General features: G+C 61.9%; 13 protein-coding genes. 8 read left to right on the top strand and 5 right to left on the bottom strand.

Annotated elements, in window-relative coordinates; genetic code table 11:
• The first annotated feature begins 102 nt into the window (after window positions 1-102).
• Complete coding sequence (locus tag ACNOHI_RS04420; RefSeq protein ID WP_420473435.1) at window positions 103-1,332, top strand: nucleoside recognition domain-containing protein; 1,230 nt, start codon at window positions 103-105, stop codon at window positions 1,330-1,332.
• Here ACNOHI_RS04420 and ACNOHI_RS04415 read toward each other — a convergent pair.
• Complete coding sequence (locus tag ACNOHI_RS04415) at window positions 1,314-3,815, bottom strand: EAL and GGDEF domain-containing protein (protein WP_420473434.1); 2,502 nt, start codon at window positions 3,813-3,815, stop codon at window positions 1,314-1,316. The genes ACNOHI_RS04420 and ACNOHI_RS04415 overlap by 19 nt on opposite strands.
• A 128-nt stretch (window positions 3,816-3,943) precedes the next feature.
• On the opposite strand from ACNOHI_RS04415, the gene ACNOHI_RS04410 reads away from it, so the two are divergent.
• Complete coding sequence (locus tag ACNOHI_RS04410) at window positions 3,944-4,123, top strand: hypothetical protein (RefSeq protein WP_420473433.1); 180 nt, start codon at window positions 3,944-3,946, stop codon at window positions 4,121-4,123.
• Here the strand turns inward: ACNOHI_RS04410 and ACNOHI_RS04405 are convergent.
• Window positions 4,120-4,290 (bottom strand): hypothetical protein, encoded by a 171-nt coding sequence (locus ACNOHI_RS04405; RefSeq protein WP_420473432.1) that lies wholly within the window; start codon window positions 4,288-4,290, stop codon window positions 4,120-4,122. The genes ACNOHI_RS04410 and ACNOHI_RS04405 overlap by 4 nt on opposite strands.
• A gap of 298 nt (window positions 4,291-4,588) precedes the next feature.
• On the opposite strand from ACNOHI_RS04405, the gene ACNOHI_RS04400 reads away from it, so the two are divergent.
• Together ACNOHI_RS04400 and ACNOHI_RS04395 are read left to right on the top strand one after the other, a co-directional pair.
• Complete coding sequence (locus ACNOHI_RS04400; RefSeq protein WP_420473431.1) at window positions 4,589-6,517, top strand: AAA family ATPase; 1,929 nt, start codon at window positions 4,589-4,591, stop codon at window positions 6,515-6,517.
• Window positions 6,518-6,761: 244 nt separating this feature from the next.
• On the top strand, window positions 6,762-7,169 hold the full coding sequence (locus tag ACNOHI_RS04395) for a hypothetical protein (RefSeq protein ID WP_420473430.1): 408 nt from the start codon (window positions 6,762-6,764) through the stop codon (window positions 7,167-7,169).
• Window positions 7,170-7,219: 50 nt separating this feature from the next.
• Here ACNOHI_RS04395 and mnmH read toward each other — a convergent pair whose 3' ends face one another.
• The 3 genes from mnmH to nosP are packed head-to-tail and all read right to left on the bottom strand — an operon-like array spanning window position 7,220 to window position 12,366.
• Window positions 7,220-8,269, bottom strand: a complete 1,050-nt coding sequence (mnmH, locus tag ACNOHI_RS04390; protein WP_420473429.1) for a tRNA 2-selenouridine(34) synthase MnmH — start codon at window positions 8,267-8,269, stop codon at window positions 7,220-7,222.
• 28 nt (window positions 8,270-8,297) lie between these two features.
• Window positions 8,298-11,216, bottom strand: a complete 2,919-nt coding sequence (locus tag ACNOHI_RS04385) for an EAL domain-containing protein (protein ID WP_420473428.1) — start codon at window positions 11,214-11,216, stop codon at window positions 8,298-8,300.
• Entirely contained in the window at window positions 11,209-12,366 is a 1,158-nt protein-coding gene (gene nosP, locus ACNOHI_RS04380) for a nitric oxide-sensing protein NosP (RefSeq protein WP_420473427.1), read from the bottom strand. Before nosP ends, ACNOHI_RS04385 begins: the two co-directional genes overlap by 8 nt.
• Window positions 12,367-12,526: 160 nt before the next feature.
• Here nosP and selD point away from each other — a divergent pair, with 160 nt between their 5' ends.
• From selD to ACNOHI_RS04360, 4 genes are all read left to right on the top strand, one after another.
• Complete coding sequence (selD, locus tag ACNOHI_RS04375; RefSeq protein WP_420473426.1) at window positions 12,527-13,585, top strand: selenide, water dikinase SelD; 1,059 nt, start codon at window positions 12,527-12,529, stop codon at window positions 13,583-13,585.
• 346 nt (window positions 13,586-13,931) lie between these two features.
• A complete protein-coding gene (locus ACNOHI_RS04370) occupies window positions 13,932-15,617 on the top strand; it encodes a TolC family protein (RefSeq protein WP_420473425.1) in 1,686 nt (561 codons plus the stop codon).
• Between the two features lie 3 nt (window positions 15,618-15,620).
• Complete coding sequence (locus tag ACNOHI_RS04365) at window positions 15,621-16,424, top strand: efflux RND transporter periplasmic adaptor subunit (protein WP_420473424.1); 804 nt, start codon at window positions 15,621-15,623, stop codon at window positions 16,422-16,424.
• 45 nt (window positions 16,425-16,469) lie between these two features.
• On the top strand, window positions 16,470-26,024 hold the full coding sequence (locus tag ACNOHI_RS04360) for a VCBS domain-containing protein (protein WP_420473423.1): 9,555 nt from the start codon (window positions 16,470-16,472) through the stop codon (window positions 26,022-26,024).
• The last annotated feature ends 8 nt before the right edge of the window (window positions 26,025-26,032 follow it).

Here is a 26,032-nt window from a genome sequence, read left to right as displayed (position 1 = left end):
ACGAACACCGCTGCCGTTTTTTTCGATGACGCCTTTCCGCCCGTTCCCCCATCCCCATGCGACGATGCCATTCCTGCAGCTTTCCGGCAGGAGGATGCGCACATGTTGAACGGCTTGTGGCTGGGCTTCTTCGCAGTCGGCGCGGTCAGCGCATTCAGCCGGTGGCTGGTGGGAGGCGACGCCGCTGTCTTCGCGGCGATGGTGGAGAGCCTGTTTGCGATGGCAAGGCTGTCTGTCGAAGTCATGGTGCTGCTGTTTGGGACGCTGACGCTGTGGCTGGGATTCCTGCGTATCGCGGAAAAGGCGGGATTGGTGGAACTGCTTGCACGCCTGCTGTCCCCCTTGTTCAGCAGGCTCATGCCGGGCGTTCCCCGAGGCCATCCCGCGCTCGGACTGATCACGCTCAACTTCACGGCCAACGGCCTCGGCCTCGACAACGCGGCAACGCCGATCGGCCTGAAAGCGATGCGCGCCTTGCAGGAGCTGAATGACAAGCCAGACACGGCAACCAATGCGCAGATCCTGTTCCTGGTCCTGAATGCCTCCTCCCTCACCTTGCTTCCGGTATCGATCTTCATGTACCGCCTGCAACAAGGCGCCGCCGATCCGACACTGGTCTTCCTTCCCATCCTGCTCGCCACCAGCGCCTCGACACTTGCCGGCTTCCTGTCCGTCGCATTCATGCAGCGGCTGAAGATCTGGGATCCTGTCGTGCTGGGATGGCTGGGCGGTGCCGCCCTTCTGCTGGGCGGCTTCATGGCGACCCTGGCCGGCATGTCGGCTGCGGCGCTGGCCTCTCTCTCCTCCCTGCTGGGCAACCTGGTCCTGTTCGGCCTGATTCTGCTTTTCCTGCTCGTCGGCGCCTGGCGGCGCGTGCCCGTGTACGAAACGTTTGTGGAAGGCGCGAAGGAAGGCTTCGAGGTCGCGAAAAACCTCTTGCCCTACCTGGTGGCGATGCTGTGCGCGGTCGGCGTGCTGCGGGCGTCGGGCGCGCTCGATGCAGCACTGGGCGGCATCCGGTTCCTGGTGGAGACGATAGGATGGGACACGCGCTTCGTCGACGCACTGCCGACCGCGCTCGTCAAGCCCTTCTCCGGCAGCGCGGCCCGCGCGATGCTGATTGAGCTCATGAAGACAGGCGGTGTCGACAGTTTTCCGGCACTTGTCGCGGCGACTGTGCAAGGCAGCACCGAGACCACGTTCTACGTCCTGGCGGTGTATTTCGGCGCCGTCGGCATCCAGCGCGCGCGGCATGCGGTCGGATGCGCCTTGCTGGCCGACGCCAGCGGCGTCCTGGCCTCGATCCTGGTCTGCTACTGGTTCTTCGGCTGATCCGCCAGGCGCCCGGCTACGCCGGAGCGCAGCAGGACTTCGATTTCTTCCGGCGGCAGCGGATCGCTGATGCATGACCCCTGGATTTCATCGCAGGAGGTCGTGCGCAGGAAATCAAGATGCGCCTTGCTCTCGACGCCTTCGGCGACGACGGAGAGATCCAGCGTGTGGGCGAGGTTGATGACGGCCTCAGCCAGCTTCCACGGACTGACTTCGTCGCAATCGTTCTGCCGCAGGAAGGAACGGTCGAGCTTGAGGCAGTCCAGCGGAAAGCGGCGAAGATAGGCCAACGACGAGTACCCGGTACCGAAGTCGTCGACCGACAGCCGCAAGCCGAGCGATTTCAGTTCCTTGAGCAGGACGGCCCCGGCGTCCGCGTCCTCCATCAAGGCCGATTCCGTCAGCTCCAGTTCAAGCTGCCCCGGCTGCAGCGCGCTCTGCGCCAAGGCGTTGGCCACCGACCCGAGGATTTTCTTGTTGCGCAACTGGCGCGCCGAGAGGTTGACCGAGATCGTGAGCGGGCGTCCATGGCGTACCGTCCACTCCTGCACCTGCTTCGTGGCGCGCTGCAGCACCCAATCGGTGATGTCGTCGATCAGACCGCTTTCCTCGGCAAGCGGGATGAAGTCCGAGGGGGATACAGCGCCGAGTTGCGGCTGCGTCCAGCGCAGCAAAGCCTCCACACCGGTCACGCGCAGCGTCTTGATGTCGACGCGCGGCTGGTAGTGGACGACGAACTCGTTCCTGTCCAGCGCGTGACGGAGCGCCGCGTGCCGCATCATGCGGGTGCGCGACTCGGCACTCATGTCCGGCGTATAAAAACGGAAACAGTTTCCGCCGGTTGCCTTTGCACGGTACAACGCCGTATCCGCATTCTGCAGAAGGACGTCGCTGGTTTCGCCATCCTGCGGGAACTTGCTGATGCCGATCGATGCGCTGGCCCGGACTTCATGCCCCTCGATCATGACGGGCCGGTCGAGCGCCTTGCACAGCTTGCCGGCAAGGCGGACGGCCGATGCCTCGCCACGTTTGCACTCGGCAAGGACGACAAACTCGTCGCCTCCGAGGCGGCCGACGGTGTCGTCAGGCCGGATACAGCGCCGCAAGCGAAGCGCGATGGCCTTGAGAAGCGCATCGCCGGCCGCGTGACCCAGCGAGTCGTTGACCTCCTTGAAGTTGTCGAGGTCGATGAAGAACACGGCCAGCATGTCTTCATCCTGCCGGTCTTCCAGGCACTCCCGAAGACGGCGCTGCAATAGCGCGCGGTTCGGCAATTCGGTGAGTGTGTCTCGCGTGGCAAGATGTTCAAGCGCATTGGCGGTGCGGACCTCGTGCGTGACATCGCGGCTCACGCCCCGGTAACCTCCGAACACGCCATCCTCGGTGAATGGCTCTCCCGAGATGCGCAGGAAACGGACCTCGCCGGGTTTGGTCAATGACCATACCGGATAGATCAGATCGTGGAACGGCCTGCGGGCCGCAATACTTTCGGCGCACGCAACGAACCCTGGTGCCTTCGGGTCGGCGATATGTTCCTCGAAACTGGTACCGAGCAACTCGGACGCACGCAATCCCAGCCGCTGATAAATACCTTCGGAAAAAAAGCTGAAACGAACGTGGGCGTCGGTCTCCCAGTACCAGTCGGACGACAGCGTCGTCAGGCTGCGAAAGCGTTCCTCTCGACGTGCCAGCTCCCGGCCGGCCTGCAATTGCGCCGTGATGTCGCGCGCAATCGCAACGATTCCCATCTTGGCGCCGGTCTTCGGATCGCGCACCGTGCGCGTGCTCGCGCCCAGCCAGACCCAGTGACCCTTCTTGTGGCGGAAGCGGATGTTGACCAGGCCGCGCTGAGGGCGGAAGCCTTTTGGCGCATCCTGCCTGGCATCGTCCGGGTGGACGTAATCGTATAAATGGGTGCCGACCAGCTCATGCGGTTCGTAGCCGAGCGTGTCCTTGTGCGACGGCGAAACGTATTGGTAAATGTTGTCGGCATCGCTATAGGAAATGAGATCGCGCGCGTTTTCGGTCAGCAGGCGATGCTCGATTTCGCTTCGCATCAGCTTTGTGCGCACCTCGTAGCTTGCCGTTACATCGACGAGCGTACCGAGATAACCGAGCAGGCTGCCATCGCCGGCAAGCCGAGGCGCGCCGGTTTCGGCCACCCAGCGCGTGCGCCTGTCGGCGCGATTGATGCGATATTCGAGCTGATATTGACGCCCCTTTCGCCGGGCATCGAGGATCTTCTGGATAGCGACGGGTGCGTCTTCCGGGTGGATATGGGCAAACCAGTCGTTGATATGCACTTCCCCGGGCGACGAGAAGCTTTGCATCGCTTCCGGGTTGAGATAAATACAACGCCCGTCGGCGTCCGCCTCCCATACGATCATCGACGCTTCACCGACGAGACGGCGAATGGCGTCGCGTGCTACGGGACTATCGGCAACCGGGCTGCGTAAAGATAGGGAAAGGGAACTGGAGGCCATGTTGCCGATATGTTACCACTTTGACACGTTCCAAAGATGGTGCGGCGCAGCGGAACTAAGGGTGCGTTCATCGCGTCACAAGAGGGATTTCCCAAAAGAATTTCTTCTACCCAACGAGGGCGGTAAAGATGAAAAACCATCACAACGAATTGAGACGCGACGAAATCCTGGAACTGGCTCACCAAGCCAGGTTAATGATCGTCGATGGGGAGTTGTACTACCTGAACGACATGGCGACGGACAAGGAGCTGTTGAATTTTGCCCGAATGATCGAGGCCCGCTTTGCCGAGCACAAGCAGGCTGTCTAGAAGCCTGAGTCTGTCTGAACGGGTAACACTAGCGTATTTCCCTGCGCGGTGCGCGGACCGTCGGTAATTTCGTCGATCTCATTGAGCTCGATGATCGCAACGACAAATACGCCGACGACAAGCGCCGCCGTCAGGACCGCCAATGCCAGTATGATTGTTGTCACCATCGCCCCTGTCTCCTGAGACGCGCTGTCCGATAGAGTCCATTTAAGCACCTCGTCTCCCGTGCGACTTGCGCACGATCAAGAGCCAGTTGCGCCTCGACATTGTTTCTGTGCGAAACCTTTTCTCCTGTCGAACCTCGGCTCTATCGCTCCCATAGAAAAAATCTGTGGATTTTTCTTTTGTGCGGGGCAACCAAAGTCCGCATGCCCTGTCCTATTGGCTTCTGACCAGAAACGTTGCGCGACGCTGGACATTGCATCCGGGACACGCGCTCTTAGTTACCCCTCAAAGGACGAACGAATGCCAAGATGTTCCAAGGTGTATGAAGCCTTCAACAATGCCTATGTCGGCGCGGTTCTGATGGTGCTGCTGGCCTTTGCCAGCGTGGCTGCCGTCGTATTCAAGCCGCTGGCGCTGCGCGACGCCAACCCGATCGTGCACTCCCAGGATATTTCCGAAATCACCCGTCTGGCCACCAACCCGGCTCGTCTCGAATACCTGCTGGTCGCGCAGCCGCTGTCGGACTTTCCCCGTTATGTATTCAAATACAAGGACGCCGCGCAGATCAATGTCGTCAAGGTGCCGAGTACTTCGCATAGCAACCTTGAGCGCGAAGTTCTGCTGAAAAACGGCATTCCGTACGCGATTGCCAACGCCGAGTACCTCGCCGCGAACAAGGAAATCCTCGAGGACAAGGAAACCAAGGCCAGCGCTGCCAGCGAAGTTGGTGCATTTCTCGCACGCAATGCGCTTGGTATCGCGCTCCTGATTTTCCTGTTCGTCGGCCTGCGCAAGGGCCTGCCGGGCATGGGCTTGGGCGGCGGCGCATCCGTTGTCAAGCCGGAAAACCTCAAGGGCAGCATGGACGACCTGATCGGGATGGAAGACATCAAGCAGGAAGTCGCGCACCTGGAAGAAATGATCCGCAACCGCGACCTGTACCGCTCGCACAATATCGACAAGCCGTTCAACGTGATGCTGACCGGCCCGGCCGGTACCGGCAAGACCAAGCTCGCCGGCTATCTCGCCAAAAAGCTGGACATCCCGCTCATCCAGGCATCCGGTTCCGGCCTCGAATCCGGTCTCGTCGGCGGCGGCTCGAAGGCCCTTAACGCGATCTACAAAAAAGCGTGCTCGATGGAACGCTGCATCATCTTCCTGGATGAAGCGCAGAGCCTGTTCATGCCGCGCGGCCGCGGCGACAAGAAGTGGGACGACGATACCGCGAACACCCTGCTCTCCCTGCTCGACGGCATCAAGAGCGACAAGGGTTCCGGCGTGATCTGGGTGGTCGCCTCCAACTTCAACGACGCCACCACGGCGATGGACGAAGCGATGCTGCGCCGTTTCGCGGTGAAGATCAATTTCCGTCTGCCGAACAAGGCGGAACGCCGTGAACTGCTGAACGTCTTCCTGGCGAAGAAGGATCCGGAGTGCGTCGACTGGGCGAACCTGAACCTCGACTATGCTGCCGAGATCACAGCCAACCTCAGCCCCGCGCTGCTGGAAACCGTGGTCGACCGCGCCAGCATGATCGCGATCCAGGAAAAGATCCTGATCACCACCGATGTCATGTTCCGAGCCTTCGAGCGTTCGATGATCGGCCTGACGGACCGCGCGACGACGGCGGATCTGGACAAGAAGCGCGAGCGCGTCGCACTTCACGAACTCGGTCACTTCTTCATGCAGATCGATCCGTTCCTGCGCCAAGGCATGAGCTGGGACGAGGTGAAAGCCAAGTCGCCGCTGCTCAAGATCAGTACCGAGTCGGTGTCCAAGGTCGGCGCGCTGGGCTATGTTCTGTCGTCCAACGAAGATGTCTCGCTGCAGACCCTCGAAGAAATGGAACAGGACGTCATCCAGCTCTATGGCGGCGTCGCGGCCGAGGAGTTGTTCTATGGCGCGCGCGGCATCTCGACCGGCAGCCAAAACGATATCCAGAAGATCACCGCCAAGCTGGACCTGATGGTGAACCAGCTGTCGATGTACTCCCGTTCGAAAGTGGACTACACCCAGTTCAAGCGCGATGGCGCCAGCGACGACGCCATGCGCCAGGTCGAATCCAAGGCGGACGAGCTGTACACCCGCACCCTGGAATCGATGAAAGCCTACAAGGATGTCATGTGGTCGCTGAAGGACACGCTGCTCGAGCGCTATGTGCTGTCCAAGGATGAAGTCTTCGAACTGCTCTCCGATATGAGCGTCCCGCAGCAATCCGAAGCTGCCTGACGTTTCACGCTTACCCGCATTTGGCCCCGGTGATCCCGGGGCTTTTTTTTTGCCCCGTTCCCGAATCCGGGAAAAATTCTGTCCCGCAATCGGGACTTTTTTGCGTTGAGAATCGCGCAAACCGGCTGTTTACCCCGCCAACACGTCAGACGAATGCTGCTGGCGCGAAAGATGCTTTATCGGGAAACGATTCTGAAAACGACAGGCTGCCTGTCGTTTCTTTACCTACAAAAGGACAATATCGATGAAAGCCATCTCCGCCCTGTTTGCACTGGCCGCCCTGACCGCCGCCGTTTCCGTTCAGGCCGCGCCCGCCGGGCATCCTTCTCCGTCCATGTCCGCCGGGCATCCCTCGCCGGCCATGTCCGCCGACATGCTGAAGGCCCCCAAGAACACGCCGGATGCAGACCTGCCGCTCAAGGGCAAGGTGCTGAGCACGCTGGAAGCAAGTGAGTACACCTATATCGAAGTCGCCCAGCAGGGCAAGGAAAAACTGTGGCTGGCCGCGCCGAAGGTCGCCGTGAAGAAGGATGCCGTGGTGCGTTTCGAGGATGGCGCCGTCATGACCAACTTCCGCAGCAAGCTGCTGGACCGCACCTTCCCGAGCGTGATGTTCGTGAACCGCGTCGTGGTCACCAACGAAAAGTTCTGATTATTGTTGTCTCCTCCCCTTCCGGGCGGCATTGCGCCGCCCATTTTTTTTTACGTTTCCCGAACGTCCACGGCAACGTCAAACCGCGCACGCAAGTCCTCCGCCACCGGCAGCAATCCATTGATCGAGAGATCCTCGAGATGGATCATGGGCGACTTGTCGATCTCCGGATAGTTGCGCAGGATGGAACGGCGATAGGTCGGATCGTAGTGGTTGCGCATCAGGCGCTCGAACAGCGCGGGGACTTCCCGGCGCTCGGCCAGATCTTCCCATAGGGAGAATTCCTCGCCGCCGATCATCGGGCGCAGGAAAACCAGGCGCTCGATCATCGATTTCGGGTCCTGCTCGAAATGCGCGTAATCTTCCCGCAACAATTGCACGCGCTGCGGCATCGATGCATCGACGGCGATGGTCTGTCCGTTGCGCATGGCGCCGAGCAAGGCATCCGGCAACTGCACCTGTCCGATCTTCTTGCTTTCGGACTCTACCCACACCGGCCTGGCCGGGTCGAATTGCATGAGCTGTCGCAGCAGCATGCTGTCGAACATCTTCTGCGTCGGCTGCTTTTTCCCCGGAACCGCGCCGATGATCGAACCGCGATGCGTCGCAATTCCCTCAAGGTCCAGCACCTGCGCGCCCGCCTTGTGCAATGCCCCGAGCAATCGCGTCTTGCCGCAACCGGTCGGCCCGGAGACGACGATGTACTTGAATCCGGACGGGAAGACGGCCATCTCCTCGTTCACCCAGCGCCGGTAGGCCTTCCACCCGCCCTTGAGCTTTTCGACGCGATACCCGATGGTGTCGAGCACGTCGAACCAGACCTTGCTGCGCTTGCCGCCCCGGAAGCAATACACCAGGATACGGCTCTTACCCGGATATTTCGAGATGCACTGCTCGATGTGACGGGCGATGTTCATCAGGGAATAGCGCGCGCCGAGCTGGTAAGCGGCCAGAGGATCGGTTCGGTGCAGGATGCCGACTTCGGCGAATTCCGCATTGTCGACGACAGGCAGGTTGATCGCGCCGGGAATATGGTCTTCCTCATATTCGCGCGGACTGCGGGCGTCGATGATGAGGTCGTAGGAATCGAAATTTTGCATCCCGCCATTGTACTCGCAGGGACACGCGCTACGGTGTGTCGGGACTGGAACGCGGAAGGGTTGATTCGCGGAGCGCCGCATACAAGCCGAATGCCTCGCGGATATTCTCGATGAGCAATTGGTCGACCCATGGCTTGACCAGGATCTTGTAGATCGCCCCCTTGTTGATGGCATTGACCACCGTGGCGATTTCCGCCTCACCGGTAAGCAGGATGCGGATGGGATCGGGATGCAGGCTTTTCGCGCGCGCAAGGAATTCGATCCCGCTGTCGCCGGAAATGTCCAGGTCCGCAAGGATGACGCCGACGCTGTTCCTCGCCAGGAGCTCGAATGCCGCGTCCACGCGCGTCGCGCACAGCACATGGAGACCCTCCTTGTGCAGCAGGCGCTTGAGCGCTTCGCCGACCCGGGCGTCATCGTCGACCACCAGCAGCGTATGGTCGCCCAGCGGCAAGTGCGAATACAGGGGAATCCGCCTGTCGGACTTCAGCAACGCGGTCATCTCCTCCGCAGGGAAAGGCGGGCTGAACAGGTAGCCCTGGATCTCGCCGCATCCCTGTTGCCGCAGGTAGCCCAGTTGCGCTTCCGTCTCAACGCCTTCCGCAATCGCGCCGAGGCCGAGCTTCTGCGACAGGGCGAGGATGCTGCGCACGATGTCCGCGCCGCCGCTGTCCGAGGTCATGTCTTGCACGAACGAGCGGTCGATCTTTACGCGATCCACCGGGAAGCGCCGCAGGTAGGACAAGGAGGAATAGCCGGTGCCGAAATCGTCGAGCGAAAGGCTGACGCCCATGCGCTTGAGTTCATTCATGGCATGGATGACGCGTTCCGAACCGTCGAGAATCAGGCTTTCGGTGATTTCCAGCTCCAGCCATTCCGGCCCCAGGCCGGTCTCCTGCAGCGTGTCCGTCACGGTGCGCACGATATCGTCGCCGGCGAACTGCCGCGCCGACAGGTTAACCGCCAGCCGGATCGGCGGCAGCCCCATTTTCTGCCACTCCGCAGCCTGGGTGCAGGCTGCGCGCAGTACCCATTTGCCGGCTTCGGCCATCAGGCCGATTTCTTCAAGGATGGGAATGAACTGGGCGGGCGGAATCAACTCGTCCGCGCCGCGTTTCCAGCGCACCAGCGCTTCGACGCCCACGATGGCGCCGGAGCGCAGGCTGACCTGCGGCTGGTAGTGCAGCACGAACTCCTCGCGCGAGACGGCCTGGCGCAACTGGTTGGATGCGATGAGGCGCTGCTGCGCGGCGACGTTGAGCGCGGGGGTGAAAAACTGGTAATTGGCGCGCCCTTTCGACTTGGCGTCGTACATCGCCGTATCCGCCGCGCGCATCAACGCTTCCACGTTATCCCCGTCGAGCGGATACAGGCTGATGCCGATGCTGCTGCCGATCTGGAGCGCATGGCCGTCAATCAGGAAATCCTCTCCCAACGCTGCCTGGATCTTCTGCGCCACGGCCGCGGCGTCACGGTTGCGGCTGATCTCCGCCAGGCAAATGACAAATTCGTCGCCACCCAGGCGCGCAATGCTGTCGCCGTCGCGCAGGCAGGCGTGAAGGCGCGTGCCGACGGACTGCAGCAGCCTGTCGCCGACGTGATGGCCGAGGCTATCGTTAACGTGCTTGAAGTGGTCGAGGTCGATAAAGAGGACGGCCACCAGCGTCCGATAGCGTACGGCGCGCGAGATCGCCTGGTTGAGCCGGTCTTCGAGCAGCAGGCGGTTGGGCAGGCCGGTCAATGCGTCATGATGCGCCATATGCCGGATATAGGCTTCATCCTGCTTGCGCTCGATGGCGATACCGGCAATGCGAACGGCCAGTTCGACAAGCTTGCGTTCCTCCGGCTCAGGGAGGCGCGCCTGGCGGTAGTAGACGGTAAATGCACCCAGCACCTTTCCCGAGCCCGACATGATGGGATGCGACCAGCACGCCTGCAAACCGCCGGCGGCCGCCAGCTCCTGCTGCCCCCGGCATACCGGATTGACCAGGATATCCATGACGACGACCGCTTCACGCCGGTGCATGGCCGCTCCGCAGCAACTCGATGCGGGACCGACGGAACATCCTGCCAGGACCTGCGCATACGATGCAGGCAGGCTCGGCGCAATGCAGACCCGCGTCTTTCCACCCTCCTCGTCGAGCAGCACGATCGACGTCAGCATGCCTGGGTACTGCTCCTCGATACACCGCTGCATTGCGCCGAGCGACTCCTCCAGCGGCGCGTCGACGGCGATCATTTCAAGCACCCGGTTCTGCCCTTCGCGCAGCGCGTCGGCACGCTTGCGTTCGGTGATGTCGCGCGCGATGCCGGTGAAGTAGCGCCGGCCGTTCTGCACGAATTCGCCGAAGGAGAACTCGAGCGGCACAACCCTGCCGTCCTTGTGCACGCCGGGTATCTGCACGCCCAGCCATGCCATTTTGCGCACGCCCGTCGTCAGGTAGCGATGCATGCCCTTTCGGTGCGCCTCGCGCCGGTCCTGCGGCATCAGCATGCCGACATCCTGTCCGATCACCTCCCCGGGCGCATAACCGAGAGTGGCCTCGATGGATGAATTGACGAAGACAACTTTGCCCGCCTCATCCACCGTGATGAAGATATCCCGCGCGGCTTCCGTTGCAGTCCGGTAGCGCTGCTCGCTCTGGTAGAGCGCATCCTGCGCCTGCTGCCGCTGTCGGATTTCCTTTTCCATGCGCGCCGTCGCATTCTGCAGCGCGCGGTTGATCTTTTCATTCTCACGGAGCGCAGCCTCAAGATCCTCGGTGCGTCGGCGGACCTGGTCTTCCAGCATGACTGCGGTCTGGAACAGGCTGAAGTCGGAGCCGCGCGCGCTGGTACTCCGCTCGGCGCGGTTCATCAGCGCCACGACCATTTTCTTGAGCCGTACGATCTCGTCGCGCAGTGCCTGTGCTTCGTCGGCGCGGCTGCCAAATTCAGGATCATTCATCGGCGGACTTTCGCGAATGGCCGATGGCGATGGCGGTAAAAGTTTGATTGACGTGGACGCCCGCGAACTGCTCGCCGTACGTGTTGAAACCGACGGTGTTGTAGTCGCGCAGGACGGCGGCGACGCGATCCTTCAGGCCGCATTGCGACATCTCGAGATGCCGCAGGATACAGTCGCATCCGAAGACGACCTGCGGATGCCCGATCTCGGACACGACGCGCTGAAAGGCATGCTGCAGGTTCTCGACCAGATCCACCCCGCGCGCCACACGCAGCACCAGGCCTTCCTCGATGGCGCAATAGAAAGTCAGGCTGCCGTCCGGATTGGCCTTCTGGATCGCACGGACATAGTCCACACCGTCAATCAGCACAACGACGGGTGATGCGGCAAAGCGCATCGGGTCGAGGTCGTTGACGTCGACGCCCATGATCCGTGCATACTCCTGCGCCGCGGGCAGGCCGTTGATTTCCCGCACGATCCTGTTTTCCGCATCCGCCTCGGTCACCACCATTCTCTCCTCGGTGGAAACGAAATGCTGCGTCTTGAAGATCCTGAATGGCAACGTGGTCGTCGCCAGGATCAGGACCGCGCTGTCGCGGTGAAAACAGCCCTCGTGAAAGACCTGGGTCGAGGAAAATTTCAGGTCGTCGCCTGCCGAACCGCCGAACATGGGGATACGCCCGAGGGCATTCTGCAATGACCGCGTAACGGGTTCCTCGCGCACGGACATGCCGTCGATCAGGAGGAAGGCAAAGCTGTTGTGCGCGTCTGTGCCCGGCGCCTGGATTTCGAGACGCTGCAGCAGGGAATGCGCGAAGACTTGTCCGCGCGCGATCTCGAAATTCCTCAGGCCGTCGAGGTGGCCTGTCACGGCGGTGCACGTGCCCGAAGGGAAACCGGCCCCGGCAAGGCTTTTACCCCGGTAACCAGCGGGCCCGATCTCGCCGGCCGTAGTGCAGCCCACCACGGGAATACCGGCGAACATCCGCCGCATCTCGTCCGCGACGGTGTCCAGGTCGTATTCGATGGAGCAGAAAAACACCACAAGCACCGTATCGGCGCATGCAACACCCGCATGGAACTCGCGAACGGCTTCGCGGGGATCCAATGCACAGGACTGCGCAGTACGTATCTCTTGCGGCATGCTCATGGTGGTCTCCGTCACCCTGCCTGCTGTGTTTTGCAACCGATAGTCTCTTGACTATAGTCAATAAAATTACGAAACGTCAATATGACGACGAGCGCTTTCCGGAGTATTCTTGCGCCTTCCCGGCCGCCCGGCCCTGCCACCGTCCTTTATCCAGAAAACGATGAACAAACCTGTCGATACCAGCATCCGCCTGACGTCCTTTTCCCATGGGGGCGGTTGCGGCTGCAAGATCGCGCCCGGCGTCCTGGCGGATATCCTGAAGCGCTCGAGCGGTTTTCCTGTTCCCAAGGAATTACTTGTCGGAATTGAAACGTCCGACGATGCCGCGGTCTACAAACTCAATGACGAGCAAGCGTTGATTGCCACGACCGACTTCTTCATGCCGATCGTGGACGATCCCTACGACTTCGGGCGGATTGCGGCGACGAATGCGATTTCGGATGTGTACGCCATGGGCGGTACACCCATCATGGCGCTGGCGCTGGTGGCCATGCCCATCAACCAGCTTCCGGTCGATGTGATCGGGAAGATCATCCAGGGCGGCGAAGCCGTCTGTGCGGACGCTGGCATTCCGATCGCGGGCGGCCACACCATCGACTCGGTTGAGCCGATTTACGGTCTGGTTGTCATGGGACTGGTGCACCCGGACAAAGTCAAGCGCAACGCGGATGCGCGGCCGGGGGATGTACTGGTACTCGGCAAGCCCCTTGGTGTCGGCGTGCTGTCGGCGGCGCTCAAGAAAAACGCGCTCGACGACGCTGGATACCGGGCAATGATCGACAACACGACGAAACTCAACAAACCGGGCAAGATGCTTTCGGCCATGCCGGGTGTGCATGCGTTGACCGACGTCACCGGCTTCGGGCTGCTGGGGCACACACTGGAGCTGGCGCGCGGGGCGCGCGTCACCATCGAGCTGGACATGAAGAATGTCCCGCTCATTCCGCAGGTGCGCGAGCTTGCCGAACGCGGCTTCGTCACCGGCGCTTCCGCACGCAACTGGGCAGGATACGGCCGGGATGTCACACTTTCCGCCGGCATCGGCCCTGTCGAGCAAGCCCTTCTTACCGATCCCCAGACGTCGGGCGGATTGCTCGTTTCCTGTGACGAGAGCGCGTTGGATGGCGTGCTCGCACTGTTCCGCAACGAAGGCTTTGACCATGCCGCAGTCATCGGGCGTGTCACCGACGGCGCCGCCCGCGTCTGCGTGAACGTCTGATTCCTTCCTCGTACCATTGGGGAATTGCCCTTGAGGAAATTCCCTCTCTCCTCCCGACTTCTCGCCACTGACAGACGCGACAGTGTTTGTCCTACACCCCTTTACCACTTTCGCCAGTTATTTTTCCACACGGAAATTTATTGTTGCAGGGATGTTCTTTCAGCCGAGATTTATTCCCGAAATCACGCATTCCGTGAATCAATATTTCTCATGGGACAGTACAATTGATATAAATCAACTACTCGGGTCAATTTTGTTTACAAAAAGCAACAAAAGCACGTCTGTCGCCGTATAGCCGCGCTGCCCGAATCCGCCGTCTTCTCCCGGATCCTTTTTCGTTCCCGCCATGATTGCTTCGTCTCGCGTCGCGTCCCGACCGTTTCCCCGCCTGCGTGCCACCAGCGCCGCAGTCGCCGCCGCCCTTGTACTTGGTGCCTGCGGCACCGTGCAGGTACAACCGCTCAGCACACCAGAGATCGCCGAACAGGCCGCGCTCGATCGCGAAACCGCCCGCGCCGGCGTGCAGCCGATTACCGGCGAGCTCTCCATGGACGAGGCGATTGCGCGCGCACTGAAGTACAACCTGGACCGGCGCACCCGCCTGATGGAGGAAGCACTGGCGTTCAATCAGCTCGACAGCACCAACTGGGACATGCTGCCCAAGCTGACGGCCAACGCCGGCTACTCCACGCGCGACAAGGACTTGATTACGCGAAGCGTCGACTCGGTGACGGGCCTGCCCTCGCTTGCCAATCCGTTTATTTCGTCCGAACGTTCGCACGCTTCCTATGATCTCGGCCTGACCTGGAACATCCTCGACTTCGGATTGAGCTATATCTCCGCGAAACAGCAGGCCGACCGCGTGCTGATTGCGTCCGAACGCCGCCGCAAGGCCATGCACACGCTGATCCAGGACGTCCGTTTCGCCTTCTGGCGCACCGCAAGCGCACAGCGCTTGAAGGAAGACGTGCGCACCGCAATTGCCCTGGCGGAGGATGCCCTGGAAGATGCGCGCAAGGCGGAGAACGAACGCCTGCGCAACCCGGTGGACGCGTTGCGCTACCAGCGCCAGCTGCTCGAAAACCTGCGCCTGCTTGAAAGCATCGAACAGGAATTGTCGACCGGCCGGATCGAGCTCGCCAACCTGATCAATGCGCCGCTCGGCCAGGATATCAAGGTGCAGGAACCGAGCGACAAGGTCGACGCCTCCCTGCTCGACGTTCCCGTCGAGCGCATGGAACAGCTCGCCGTCGAGCAGAACGCCGAATTGCGCGAACATTTCTACAGCGCGCGCATCGCCGTCGAGGAAACCCGCCGCACCATGCTGCGCCTGTTCCCCAACCTGTCGTTCCGCTACACGGCGCACTACGACACCGATCGCTTCATGATCAACAACAGCTGGAACGACGCGGGTCTGCAGCTCTCCTACAACCTGCTCAACCTGCTGAGCGCGCCGTCGCAAAAGGCCCTGGCCGACGCCGGCGTGCAGCTCGCCGATCAGCGCCGCGTTGCCGCGCAAATGGCCGTACTGACGCAGGTGCACCTGTCGCGCCTCTCCTACACGATTGCCTACCGCCAGTTCCTCCGCGCGGATGCGATCTGGCAGGCCGACGCGAAAATCTCCGCTCACATCCGAAACCGTGAATCGGCGGAAACGCAAAGCAAGCTGGAGCAGGTGGCCAACAGCACCACCGCGATTCTCAGTCTGCTGCGCCGCTACCAATCGCTCTCGCAACTCCAGGGTGCGGGCAGCAAGCTGCAGGCAACGATCGGCCTCGAACCGGCGATCGGAAGCACGACCGACATGCCGCTCGACGAACTGACGAAGAAGGTATCCGATGCACTGCGTGACTGGAACAAGGAAGTGGTCAAACCCGCCGCGGCAGCACCTGCGCCTGTCGAAGCGCCGGCCGCTGCAAAGAAGCGTACCGCTGCGGCAGCGCCGCTCAAGCTGAAACTCACGCGCGCGCCGGTAGGCTGGCAACGCCACACCGAACCGGTCCTGGCCTTCACGCGCGACGAGGAGAACTGAACCATGCCGCGCCATCTCCACTTTTTTTCCGTTTCCCTGGCGCTGCAGGCCGTCGTCCTGTCCGCCTCGGCGCAGGTTGCGCAACCTGCCGCGCCTGCGAAGGCAGTCACGTCCGCGCCCCGGCCCAGCATTGAGAAGCAGGACATTCGCGCGCAGCTTTCCCCGCGCCGCTTCACGACAATCGCCGCCGAGATCGGCGCAAAGATCAGTCGCATCCCGGTGGTGGAAGGCGGCAGTTTCCGTGCCGGCCAGGTTCTGGTGTCGCTCGACTGCTCACTCCAGCAGGCGCAACTCCAGAAAGCGCGCGCCGCACTGTCGGCCTCCGAGCGCACCTTTGCGGCAAACAAGCGGCTCAACGAGCTCAACTCCGTCGGCAAGGTCGAGCTGGATGTCTCCGAATCCGAAGTCGCCAAGGCGCGCGCCGAAGTCTCGCTGATGAATGTCTCCCTCGAGAAATGCCAGGTCACCGCCCCCTTCGCCGGGCGCGTTGCCGAGCAGCGGGTGCGGGAACAGCAGTACGTACAGCCGGGACAGGCAATGCTCGACATCCTCGACGACAGCGTGCTCGAACTGGAATTCATCGTGCCATCGCATTGGCTTGCGTGGCTCAAGCCGGGTTACGGGTTCCAGGTAAGGATCGACGAAACCGGCAAGTCTTACCCGGCAAAAATTCTTCGTATTGGTGCGCGCGTGGACCCGGTCAGCCAGTCCGTGAAGACGGTGGCCGCGATTGACGGCAGCTACAAGGAACTGATGGCTGGAATGAGCGGCAAAGTATCGATCGTGCCGCCATCGGGACAGAACTAAGAAAAGTCAGACAAAGCGCAGCGGCCTTCCCCAAGGAACAAGAACATGAAGACAACGAACAGGAATCGCAACCGGCTTGTCACGGCGAAGCCACGTCCCCTTGCGCTGGAAGCGCGCATCATGTTTGACGGCGCTGCCATGGATGGAGCGCTGGCACCACGGCAGGCGGCGGACGCGATCGTGAAGGAAGCCGCCCCAAGCGAAGCGTTTGCCAAGCCTTCCATGCAAGCGGCGGCGCCGGCGGCTGAGGCTCCCGCCCTTCCTCGTGACCGTGCAGATGCATCGTCCGACCTGTTTGTTACGGGCGCATCTGGTGCGACCGTTGTCGACGCCGCTTCCGCCGCTGCGCAGCACATTCGCGACTATCTCATGGCGAATCCGGACAACGCTGCACTGTTCGCACTGTTTAATGGCGGTCAGGAATCGGCCTCGCAGGAATGGCTAGAGGCCGCGCGTGCACTTCGCCAGGACATTCAGGACGGCCGCTACACGGTGCAGATTCTTGCCATCAGCGGAAACGATATCGGCGGTGTTTTCGCTGCATTCACGGCGGACGGCCCCGGCGGCGATCCGACCATTTTCGTGAACCGCGACTGGCTGGCGTCCGACCCGGCACCCGCCGCGCTGACCCGCGTCCTCGTGGAAGAATTCGGCCACAGTATCGACGCCGCGTTGAATGCTGGCCGCGACACACTGGGCGACGAAGGCGAGGCCTTTGCCGCTGCGGTCCTGCACGTTGACCAGAGCGAGGCCGACCGGCTGCGCATCGCCGCGGAAAACGACCGTTCCACGATCATGGTCGACGGCCTGACCTATGAAGTGGAAGAGGCGGCAATCACCTTCAGCGTCGTGTACACCGGCACACCGAGCTCCTGGAGCGAAGAAGCCAACCAGATCGAGAACGTGTCATTGGTGAATGGTACCCAGTTCCGTTTCACCTCGGCCGATCCGAACGAGCCGTATTTCAAAGGCAACAACGTATCCGGGACGCTGAGTTACTTCGACGTCAACAAGCAAAAGGTAGAAATCTTCGGCGTCGTGAGTCGTCTGTTCAAGACAAACGGCGTCGTGTACGGCTTCTATTTCTACGCCCCCGGTAACACCATTGCCATTGGTGACGGCGGTCTAGGCGGCGACGTGAACGAACGCGCCTATCTGTTCGCGATGGATCCCAGCAAATTTTCAGCCGGCAGTACCTATCGCACCAGCTCGGACCCGGTGGACACTGGACTGAACACCTACCTGTTGCCGAACAGGGTGCCGGTGGCGAACAACGATTCGGCAAGCGTTTTGGAGGATGCGAACGCGCCGGTGACCGGTAACGTTCTAACTAATGATACTGACGCGGATGCCGATACCTTGCGTGTCAGCGGCTTCTCGTTCTCGGGACAGAGTTATACGATCAATGCCGGCAGCAGCCAGAGCGTAGTGGTGGCCGGGATCGGCACGCTGGCGATCGGCAGCGACGGCGCCTACAGCTTTCAGCCGGCAACAAATTATTCGGGCCCCGTTCCCGTGGTCACCTATACGGTAACCGACGGTTCCGCCACCGCCTCGGCAGTTCTATCGCTCAGCATCACCCCGATCAACGACGCGCCGTCGGGTGCTGACAAGACTCTCGTACTCAAGGAAGGCAACGCCTACACCTTCTCGGCGGCAGACTTTGGCTTTTCCGACCCGAACGACAGTCCTGCCCACACCCTGGCATCCGTAATCATCACTACGGTACCGCCCGGCGGCATCCTGACGCTGAACGGCGTCGCCGTCATCGCTGGGCAGGAACTTTCGGTTCAGGACTTGACCAAGCTGCAGTTCAACGCCAGCACGCCGGGCACGGCGAGCTTCACGTTCCGCGTGCGTGATTCCGGCGGCACAAGCAACGGCGGCATCAACCTCGACCCGACGCCGAACACGATCACACTAGAGATTGCGGCAAGCAACAGTGCGCCGGTGGCAATCTCTGGTTCCACGACGGCTGTCGAAGCTGGCGGAGTATTGAACGCCACGACGGGCACTAACCCGACCGGCAACCTGATCACATCCTTCGCCACGGATCCTGATAGCGATAGCCTTGTTGTGAGCCAGGTACAGAGCGCGACCGAGTCGAAGACCGTTGCCGGTTCCGGAACGACGCGAATCGAGGGCATCTATGGTGCCCTGGTCATCGCCGCCAACGGCAGCTACACCTATGAAGTTTCCAACACTGCGGAAGTCACGCAGGCCTTGCTAAGCAACAGCGGCACCGATGTCTTTACGTTTACCGTAACGGATCCTTCCGGTCTGACCTCGACCAACACCTTTACAGTGACCGTTAACGGACGCAATGACGCCCCAGTTGCCGTCAATGATTTCAACAGCGTAAAGGAGCCTCATACCGGGGCAAGCTATACCGGCGTAAGCACGGGCAACGTACTGACGAACGACACCGATGTGGATGTCGGCGACACGAAGACGATCGTCGGCCTGCTAGCGACGGCCGATGCGGTATCGAGCACTTCGGCGACTGCCTCAACCATCAAGCTGTCCAATATTTCGGGTTTCGATCCATCGAAGGACTATGCGGTTTATCGTGGTTCGGATCAAACCACGCGTATCGGGACGGTAAGCAAGAACACGATGAACCTGACCGACGTCGACGGAGCGGGGCCCGGCACGATCGGTACCATCACGCTGGATTCGGCGATTACCGTCACCAATGGCGAGACGCTGACCTTTTACCAGCGCAATGGCGCCAGCTCGAACTTCAGCAGCCAGTCGATCACGACAACGGCCATCGTGTCGGGTAGCAGTACCACCATTGTCGTCTCGAACGTTTCAGGCAGCATCCTTGCCGGAATGACTGTCAGCGGCGGGGGAGTTTCGGCCACGGTGGCGAGTGTAAGCGGCTCTACCGTGGTCCTGAACACCGCCGTCACGTTGAGCAGCAGCACAGGGCTCACCTTTACCGGTGCTCCCGGTGGCACGATCACGGGCACACGCGGCACCCTCGTGCTCGATGCCAGCGGTGGCTATTCCTACACCGTCACAAATACGGGCCTGCTGGTCGGCCAGACCGCCGACGAAGTTTTCACCTACACCATGCGGGACGCTGCCGGCCTGACGAGTAGCGCGACCCTGACCATCCGAATCGAAGGCACGACCGACGCCACCGAACCGGTGGCGACGAACGCGACCGCAACGGCCATCGAGTCCGGATTCGCTGCAAATGGCGCCGCCGTCGGCACCAATCCTGCCGGAAGCGTGAGCTGGACTGGTGGCGGCACTGTCACCGCAGCCTGGTCCGAATCGGCTCCGTCGACCGCCGGCATGTTGGTCTCCGGCAGCTATGGTTCGCTTACCATTGCAGCCAATGGAAGCTATACCTACACGCTCAACAACAGCAATGGGACCGTCGACGCGCTCAACATCGGCGCCACGCTTAGCGAGGTGTTCTTCTATCGGGTGACCAACGGGTCCAAGACTGACGTTGCGAAATTGACGGTCACCATCCAGGGCGCCAACGACGCGCCCGCGGCGGTATTGGACACTGCGATCGCGATGGAAAAAGGCGGAGTGGCCAATGGCAGCGGCGGCCTTGATCCAGCCGGAAATGTGTTGATCAACGACACCGACGTCGATGCAGGAGACACAAGGACGGTCACGCGCGTTGTTGCAGGTGCCGCGGCGCCTTCCATGGCAGTAGCTGCCAGCAGTACATCCAGCTCGAACGCGACCCAGGTAATCGGAAGCTACGGTACGCTTCGCATCGGTGCTGACGGCAGTTATACCTATGCGGTCGACAATGCGAATGCAGCGGTGGAGGCCTTGTCGGACGGGCAGAGTCTGAACGAGGTGTTCACCTATCAAGTGACCGACGTCAACGGCAAGACCGCAATGGCCGCGCTCACAGTGACGATCCACGGAACGACCGACGTCAATCCTCCCGTCAACACGCTACCGGCCGCCCCTACCCTGGCCGAATACCAGGTGCAGGCGCTGCCGCTGTCCGTGACCGATACCGACGGCGACGTGACCAGCGCACGGGTGACGGTCACCCATGGCAAGCTGAATATCGACACGGCCCATGCCGCCCTGATTTCCTCCGGCGCCAACGGCTCGAATGCCATTACGTTGAACGGCACACAGGCGCAGATCAATACGGCGCTGGCGACACTCACCTATACCGTTGGCAGCACGTTTGCCGCCAACGACACGCTGATGCTTGTCGCCACGGATGCCGCCGGCAATACCGACACAGATACCCTGGCCATTACCGTGACGTCCGACGACAGGGACCTCACAGTCGACAGTCCGACTGTCAATGAAGCTTCACCCTATGCGGTCTTCACGGTCGGTGGGGAAGCCGGGCAACGCGTAACGCTGACGCTGGCGCAGACAGGCTCAGGGGCCGGCCACGCCGACAGTGGCCTCGATTATCTGCCCAGCATCGAATACTTCAACGGCAGCGGCTGGGTTACCTACGAGGGCGTTCCGGTAACAGTCCCCGGGACAAGCGGTGCGGCGAACCTGCTGGTGCGCGTGGCAATCCTGAACGACGCCAGCTACGAAGGCGCCGAGACCTTCACGCTGACTGCAGCCAACTCCTCCGGAGAGAGCTTCACGGGCACCGCTACCATCGTCGACGACGGTAGCGGAACCGTTTACAAGCCGGATGGAACGACGGATCCGGCAGCCGGCAAGGACGACGACCGTCAGGTCACCGTGAACGACATCACGGTCAATGAGGATTCGGCGTACGCGATCTTTACCGTTACCGGCTACGATGGCCAGCGGATTGCGCTTTCCCTGGTCAACGGCACCGCCGGCGTCGGCGCCGACACCGGCACCGGGCTCAAGTACTACGACGGCATCAGTTGGGTCGACTATGACGGGGTTTCGGTCACCATGACTGGCAGCACGCTGCTGGTGCGCACCACGATCGTTGATGACAACACGTTTGAAGGCGTGGAGAGCTTCGGCTTGCGCGCAACCAGCCTCGGCGGTGGCGCATCGGCACTTGGTGTCGGACGCATCGTCGACGATGGCACCGGGGTCAAGCATACCGGGTCGGTCAGCAATGGCGCACCGGACACAAGCGCAGCCGGCCTGGACGACGACCGGACGGTCACGGTGTCCGCCCCGATCGTCAACGAAGCTTCGCCGTTTGCAGTATTTGCAGTGACCGGCAATGCCGGCGAGCAGGTCTTACTGCAGCTCATCGACAATAGCAGCAGCGGCAGCGTTGCTGGCCAAGCCAACGTCGACGAAACCCAGACATTGCAGTTCTGGAACGGTAATGCGTGGGAAAACTTCGACGCGAATTTCCTCCCGGCGGTCCCCACCGGTGGCGTGCTGTATGTGCGCGCCAGTATTGTCGACGAGCGCGACAATGTGTTTGAAGGCTCTGAAACCTTCCAACTGCGCGCGACGTACGCGATGGGCGGTGCCGGCATTGCAGGAACCGGGACAGCATCGATCCTGGATGACGGCAACGGTGTTCGTTATCCGGATGCCAGCATTAGCAACGGCCCCTCAACCGATAGTACGGGACTGGACGATGACCGCGTACTGACCGTCAGCAATCCGACCGTCAATGAGGGTTCGCAATGGGTAGTCGCTTCCGTAACCGCCACACCTGGCCAGGCCCTGACCCTTGCCTTGCAAGAGGGCTCCGGCAATGGTTTTGCTGACATAGATGAAACCCAGAAGATTCAGGTGTGGGACGGTACCGACTGGGTCGACTATGCAGGAAATAACCTGACCGTTTCGTCCAGCGGCGTTATCTACGTAAGGATCGACATTTCGAAAGAAGCGGATAGTCCGTTGGAAGGTGCGGAGACTTTCCAGCTGCGTGCCACCTACACCAGCGGCGCCACGCGGGCATCGGATGGCACGATCACCATCGTGGACGACGGAACCGGCGTCAAGTATCCCGGTACGTTTAACGGCGGCGGCGAGCCGCATACCGACACGACCAATCTCGACAACGACAATGTCACTCCCGCGCCGGTGGTCATCGCCGATGCTGAATCGGCAACCGAAGCCGGCGGCACCAGCAACGGCACGGCCGGAACCAATGCGAGCGGTACGGTGATCGCTAACGACACGGGCAGCAGCATCACCGTGGTCAAGGCGCAGGCCGGGAACACGCTCGACAGCAATGCGTCCGCGGTTGTAGCGTCCAGCACCTCCGTCATCAACGGCACCTCGGTCACCGGCAGCTACGGCACCCTGGTAATCGGTGCCGACGGCAGCTACACCTACACCGTCGACAACAGCAACACCGCCGTGCAGGCGCTCAATTTGGGCGACTCGCTTTCCGACACCTTCAGCTACCAAGTCAAGGATTCCGCCAACCAGACTGCGAACACCACGCTCACGGTCACCATCAACGGCGCGAATGATGCACCGGTGGCCTCCGTGGCTGCAGGCAAGACCGCAACTGTTGGTTCGGCCATGACAGCCTTTACGGTCGGCGCCTTTACTGATGTCGACAATCATTCACTCACCTACAGCGCCACGCTTGTCGACGGCAATACCCTCCCCGCATGGCTGAGCTTTGACGCCGCCACCCGCACTTTCAGTGGCACGCCGACAGCAGGCGCCAGCGGCGTCTACAGCATCCGGGTGACTGGCAGCGACGGCAGCCTGAGCGGCAGCACAACTTTCTCGCTGACGGTTAACAACCCCGGCGGGCCGAACACGGCCGCCGATACCGCGACGGCGACGGAAGCCGGCGGGACCAGCAACGGCACGGCCGGAACCAATCCGAGCGGCACCGTGACCGATAACGACACCGGCACCAGCATTACCGTGGTCAATGCGCAGGCTGGCAATACGGTCGATGGCAGTGCATCCGCGGTTGCTGCGTCCAGCACTTCTGCCAGCAACGGTACCTCGGTCAACGGCACCTACGGCACGCTGGTCATCGGCGCCGACGGCAGCTACACCTATACCGTCAATAACAACAACGCCGCCGTGCAGGCGCTCAACACGGGCGACTCGCTGACCGACACCTTCAGCTACCAGGTCAAGGATTCCGCCAACCAGACTTCGAGCACTACGCTCACGGTCACCATCAATGGCGCGAACGACGCACCGGCAGCGTCCGTGGCGGCCGACAAGACGGCGACCGTTGGTTCGGCCATGACTGCCTTTGCGGTCGGCGCATTCAATGACGTCGACAACAATTCGCTTGCCTACAGCGCAACCCTTGCCGATGGCAATGCCCTGCCGGCCTGGCTGAGTTTTGACTCTGCCACGCGCACCTTTAGCGGCACCCCGACGACGGGCGCCAACGGCACTTACAGCATCCGCGTCACCGGCAGCGATGGCGCCTTGACCGGCAGCACGACCTTCACGCTTACGGTCAACAATCCTGGCGGCCCGAATACGGCTGCCGATACGGCGACGGCGACGGAAGCCGGCGGAACCGGCAACGGCACGGCTGGAACCAATCCAAGCGGCGACGTCATCGGTAACGACACGGGCAGCGGCATTACCGTGGTCAAGGCACAAGCTGGCAACACGGTCGACGGCAATGCGTCCGCCGTTGCCGCGACCAGTACCTCCGGCAGCAACGGCACCTCGGTCGCCGGCACTTACGGCACCCTGGTTATCGGCGCCGACGGCAGCTACACCTATACCGTCAACAACAGCAATGCGGATGTACAAGCGCTGAATACCGGCGGTTCGCTCTCCGACACCTTCAGCTACCAGATCAAGGACACCGCCGACCAGACCGCGAGCACCACGCTCACGGTCACCATTAACGGTGCCAATGACGGACCGGTCGCATCGGTAGCGGCCGACAAGAGTGCAACGGTCGGGTCCGCCATGACGGCGTTCACCGTCGGCGCGTTCTCCGATGTCGACAACAATTCGCTCACCTACAGCGCAACGCTGGCCGATGGCAATGCCCTCCCCGCATGGCTGACATTCGATGCCGCCACCCGCACCTTCAGCGGCACCCCGGCCAGCGGCGCGAACGGAACGTACAGCATACGCGTCACTGGCAGTGATGGCGCCCTGAGCAGCAGTACAACCTTCACGCTCACCGTGGTCAATCCCGGCTCACCGACGCAAACGGTGGGCATCGCGTCAATGACCAAAGACACCGGATCGTCGCAATCCGATTTTGTCACGTCGGATGGCTCGGCAAACCGCACGGTCAGCGGCACGATCAGTGCTGCGCTCGGAGCAAATGAAGTCGTGCAGGTTTCCTTTGACGGCGGCAACACCTGGAGCACCGCCACCACGACGGGAACGAACTGGACGCTCAACGATCCCAACGTGCATGCCGGCGACTGGGTAATCAAGGCGCGCGTCTTCAACACCGCTGCCGGTCTGGATGGTGCGGCGGCCGCCCAAAATGCGGTTCTTGACGCGACTGCTCCCAATGCGCCCACCGTCAACACCCTTGTCACCACGAGCACGACGCCGACGCTGACAGGCAGTGCAACCACCGGCAACGGAGAAACGTTGACCGTGGCGGTAAACGGCGCGACGTACACCGTTGTTCCGGCTGGCGGGACATGGACGTTGAATCTTGCGACCGCCCAGCCTGCTTCCGGTGCACTGACGCCGCTCTCCCAGGGACAATCGTACGAAGTAACGGCAACGATTACGGATGCCGCCGGCAATGCATCGCCGGATTCCACGAGCAATGAGTTGACTATCACGGCGCCTGCACCGGCACCCGCACCGGCCCCTGCACCGGCACCCGCACCAGTACCTGCACCCGTGCCCGTGCCAGCACCTGCGCCAGCACCCGCTCCAGAACCGCCCCCCGCACCCGCACCCGCACCTGCACCTGTCCCTGCGCCGGAACCAGTGCCAGTGCCAGTGCCAGTGCCAGCGACGCAGCCCGTCCCCGTTCCATCGCCCGCACCCGCCCCGGTGCCGGCTCCGGCTCCTGCGCCCGCGCCACCGGCTGTCGAAGTCGCTCCGCCCGTCTTCACGCCGCCTCCGGTCGTCGATGCCAAACCCACCGACACGACCGCCCCGGTCATCCCCGGAAGCACGGTCGGCAATGATTCGCTGAAGGTCAGCAACACCCGCGGCGCAACATCGTCCGACGCGCCCATCGAGATCCAGGTACAGCGTCAGGGCGACCTGAGCGACGTGTACACCCGGTCCGAGGGATTCCGTACCGTCGTGGTCAAGGCGGAAGAACCGGCGCTGGTCGTTTTCCGCGGCGTGCCGGACCAGTACACCGAGAGTGGGGCGCGAATTTCGCTGACCGTGCCCGCGGATGCCTTTGCCCATACCCAGCCGAAGGAGGTGGTGCGACTTGCCGCCACACTTCAGGATGGCCGCCCACTGCCGGCCTGGGTGCAGTTCAATGCCCAGACCGGCCAGTTCGCTGGCGAGGTGCCTCCAGGCACGACCGGGGAACTGCGCATCAAGGTCATTGCGCGCGACATGCAAGGCCGCGAGGCGACATCGCTGTTCCGGGTCAACATCGGCGTCACCGTCAAAGGCACGGCAGAGCGGGATGGCGACAAGGCCCCGGCCGGCAAGACGGGCCTGTCGGACCAGCTGCGCCAGCGCGGAGCATCGGTTCAGAGGGATGGCCGCCTGGCCTCGCTCGGACGCGCTGCGGCGGTAACACGTTCCTGAGAAGAGGA

This window comes from Noviherbaspirillum sp. ST9 (genome assembly GCF_048799745.1).
Lineage (GTDB): Bacteria > Pseudomonadota > Gammaproteobacteria > Burkholderiales > Burkholderiaceae_D > Noviherbaspirillum.
This window is presented reverse-complemented; position numbering and strand designations above follow the sequence as displayed.

Excerpts from the sequence above, each read along its gene's own strand:
- ACNOHI_RS04420 (WP_420473435.1), top strand. The coding sequence starts at position 103 with ATGTTGAACGGCTTGTGGCTGGGCTTCTTCGCAGTCGGCGCGGTCAGC.
- ACNOHI_RS04415 (WP_420473434.1), bottom strand. The coding sequence starts at position 3,815 with ATGGCCTCCAGTTCCCTTTCCCTATCTTTACGCAGCCCGGTTGCCGAT.
- ACNOHI_RS04410 (WP_420473433.1), top strand. The coding sequence starts at position 3,944 with ATGAAAAACCATCACAACGAATTGAGACGCGACGAAATCCTGGAACTG.
- ACNOHI_RS04405 (WP_420473432.1), bottom strand. The coding sequence starts at position 4,290 with ATGGTGACAACAATCATACTGGCATTGGCGGTCCTGACGGCGGCGCTT.
- ACNOHI_RS04400 (WP_420473431.1), top strand. The coding sequence starts at position 4,589 with ATGCCAAGATGTTCCAAGGTGTATGAAGCCTTCAACAATGCCTATGTC.
- ACNOHI_RS04395 (WP_420473430.1), top strand. The coding sequence starts at position 6,762 with ATGAAAGCCATCTCCGCCCTGTTTGCACTGGCCGCCCTGACCGCCGCC.
- mnmH (WP_420473429.1), bottom strand. The coding sequence starts at position 8,269 with ATGCAAAATTTCGATTCCTACGACCTCATCATCGACGCCCGCAGTCCG.
- ACNOHI_RS04385 (WP_420473428.1), bottom strand. The coding sequence starts at position 11,216 with ATGAATGATCCTGAATTTGGCAGCCGCGCCGACGAAGCACAGGCACTG.
- nosP (WP_420473427.1), bottom strand. The coding sequence starts at position 12,366 with ATGAGCATGCCGCAAGAGATACGTACTGCGCAGTCCTGTGCATTGGAT.
- selD (WP_420473426.1), top strand. The coding sequence starts at position 12,527 with ATGAACAAACCTGTCGATACCAGCATCCGCCTGACGTCCTTTTCCCAT.
- ACNOHI_RS04370 (WP_420473425.1), top strand. The coding sequence starts at position 13,932 with ATGATTGCTTCGTCTCGCGTCGCGTCCCGACCGTTTCCCCGCCTGCGT.
- ACNOHI_RS04365 (WP_420473424.1), top strand. The coding sequence starts at position 15,621 with ATGCCGCGCCATCTCCACTTTTTTTCCGTTTCCCTGGCGCTGCAGGCC.
- ACNOHI_RS04360 (WP_420473423.1), top strand. The coding sequence starts at position 16,470 with ATGAAGACAACGAACAGGAATCGCAACCGGCTTGTCACGGCGAAGCCA.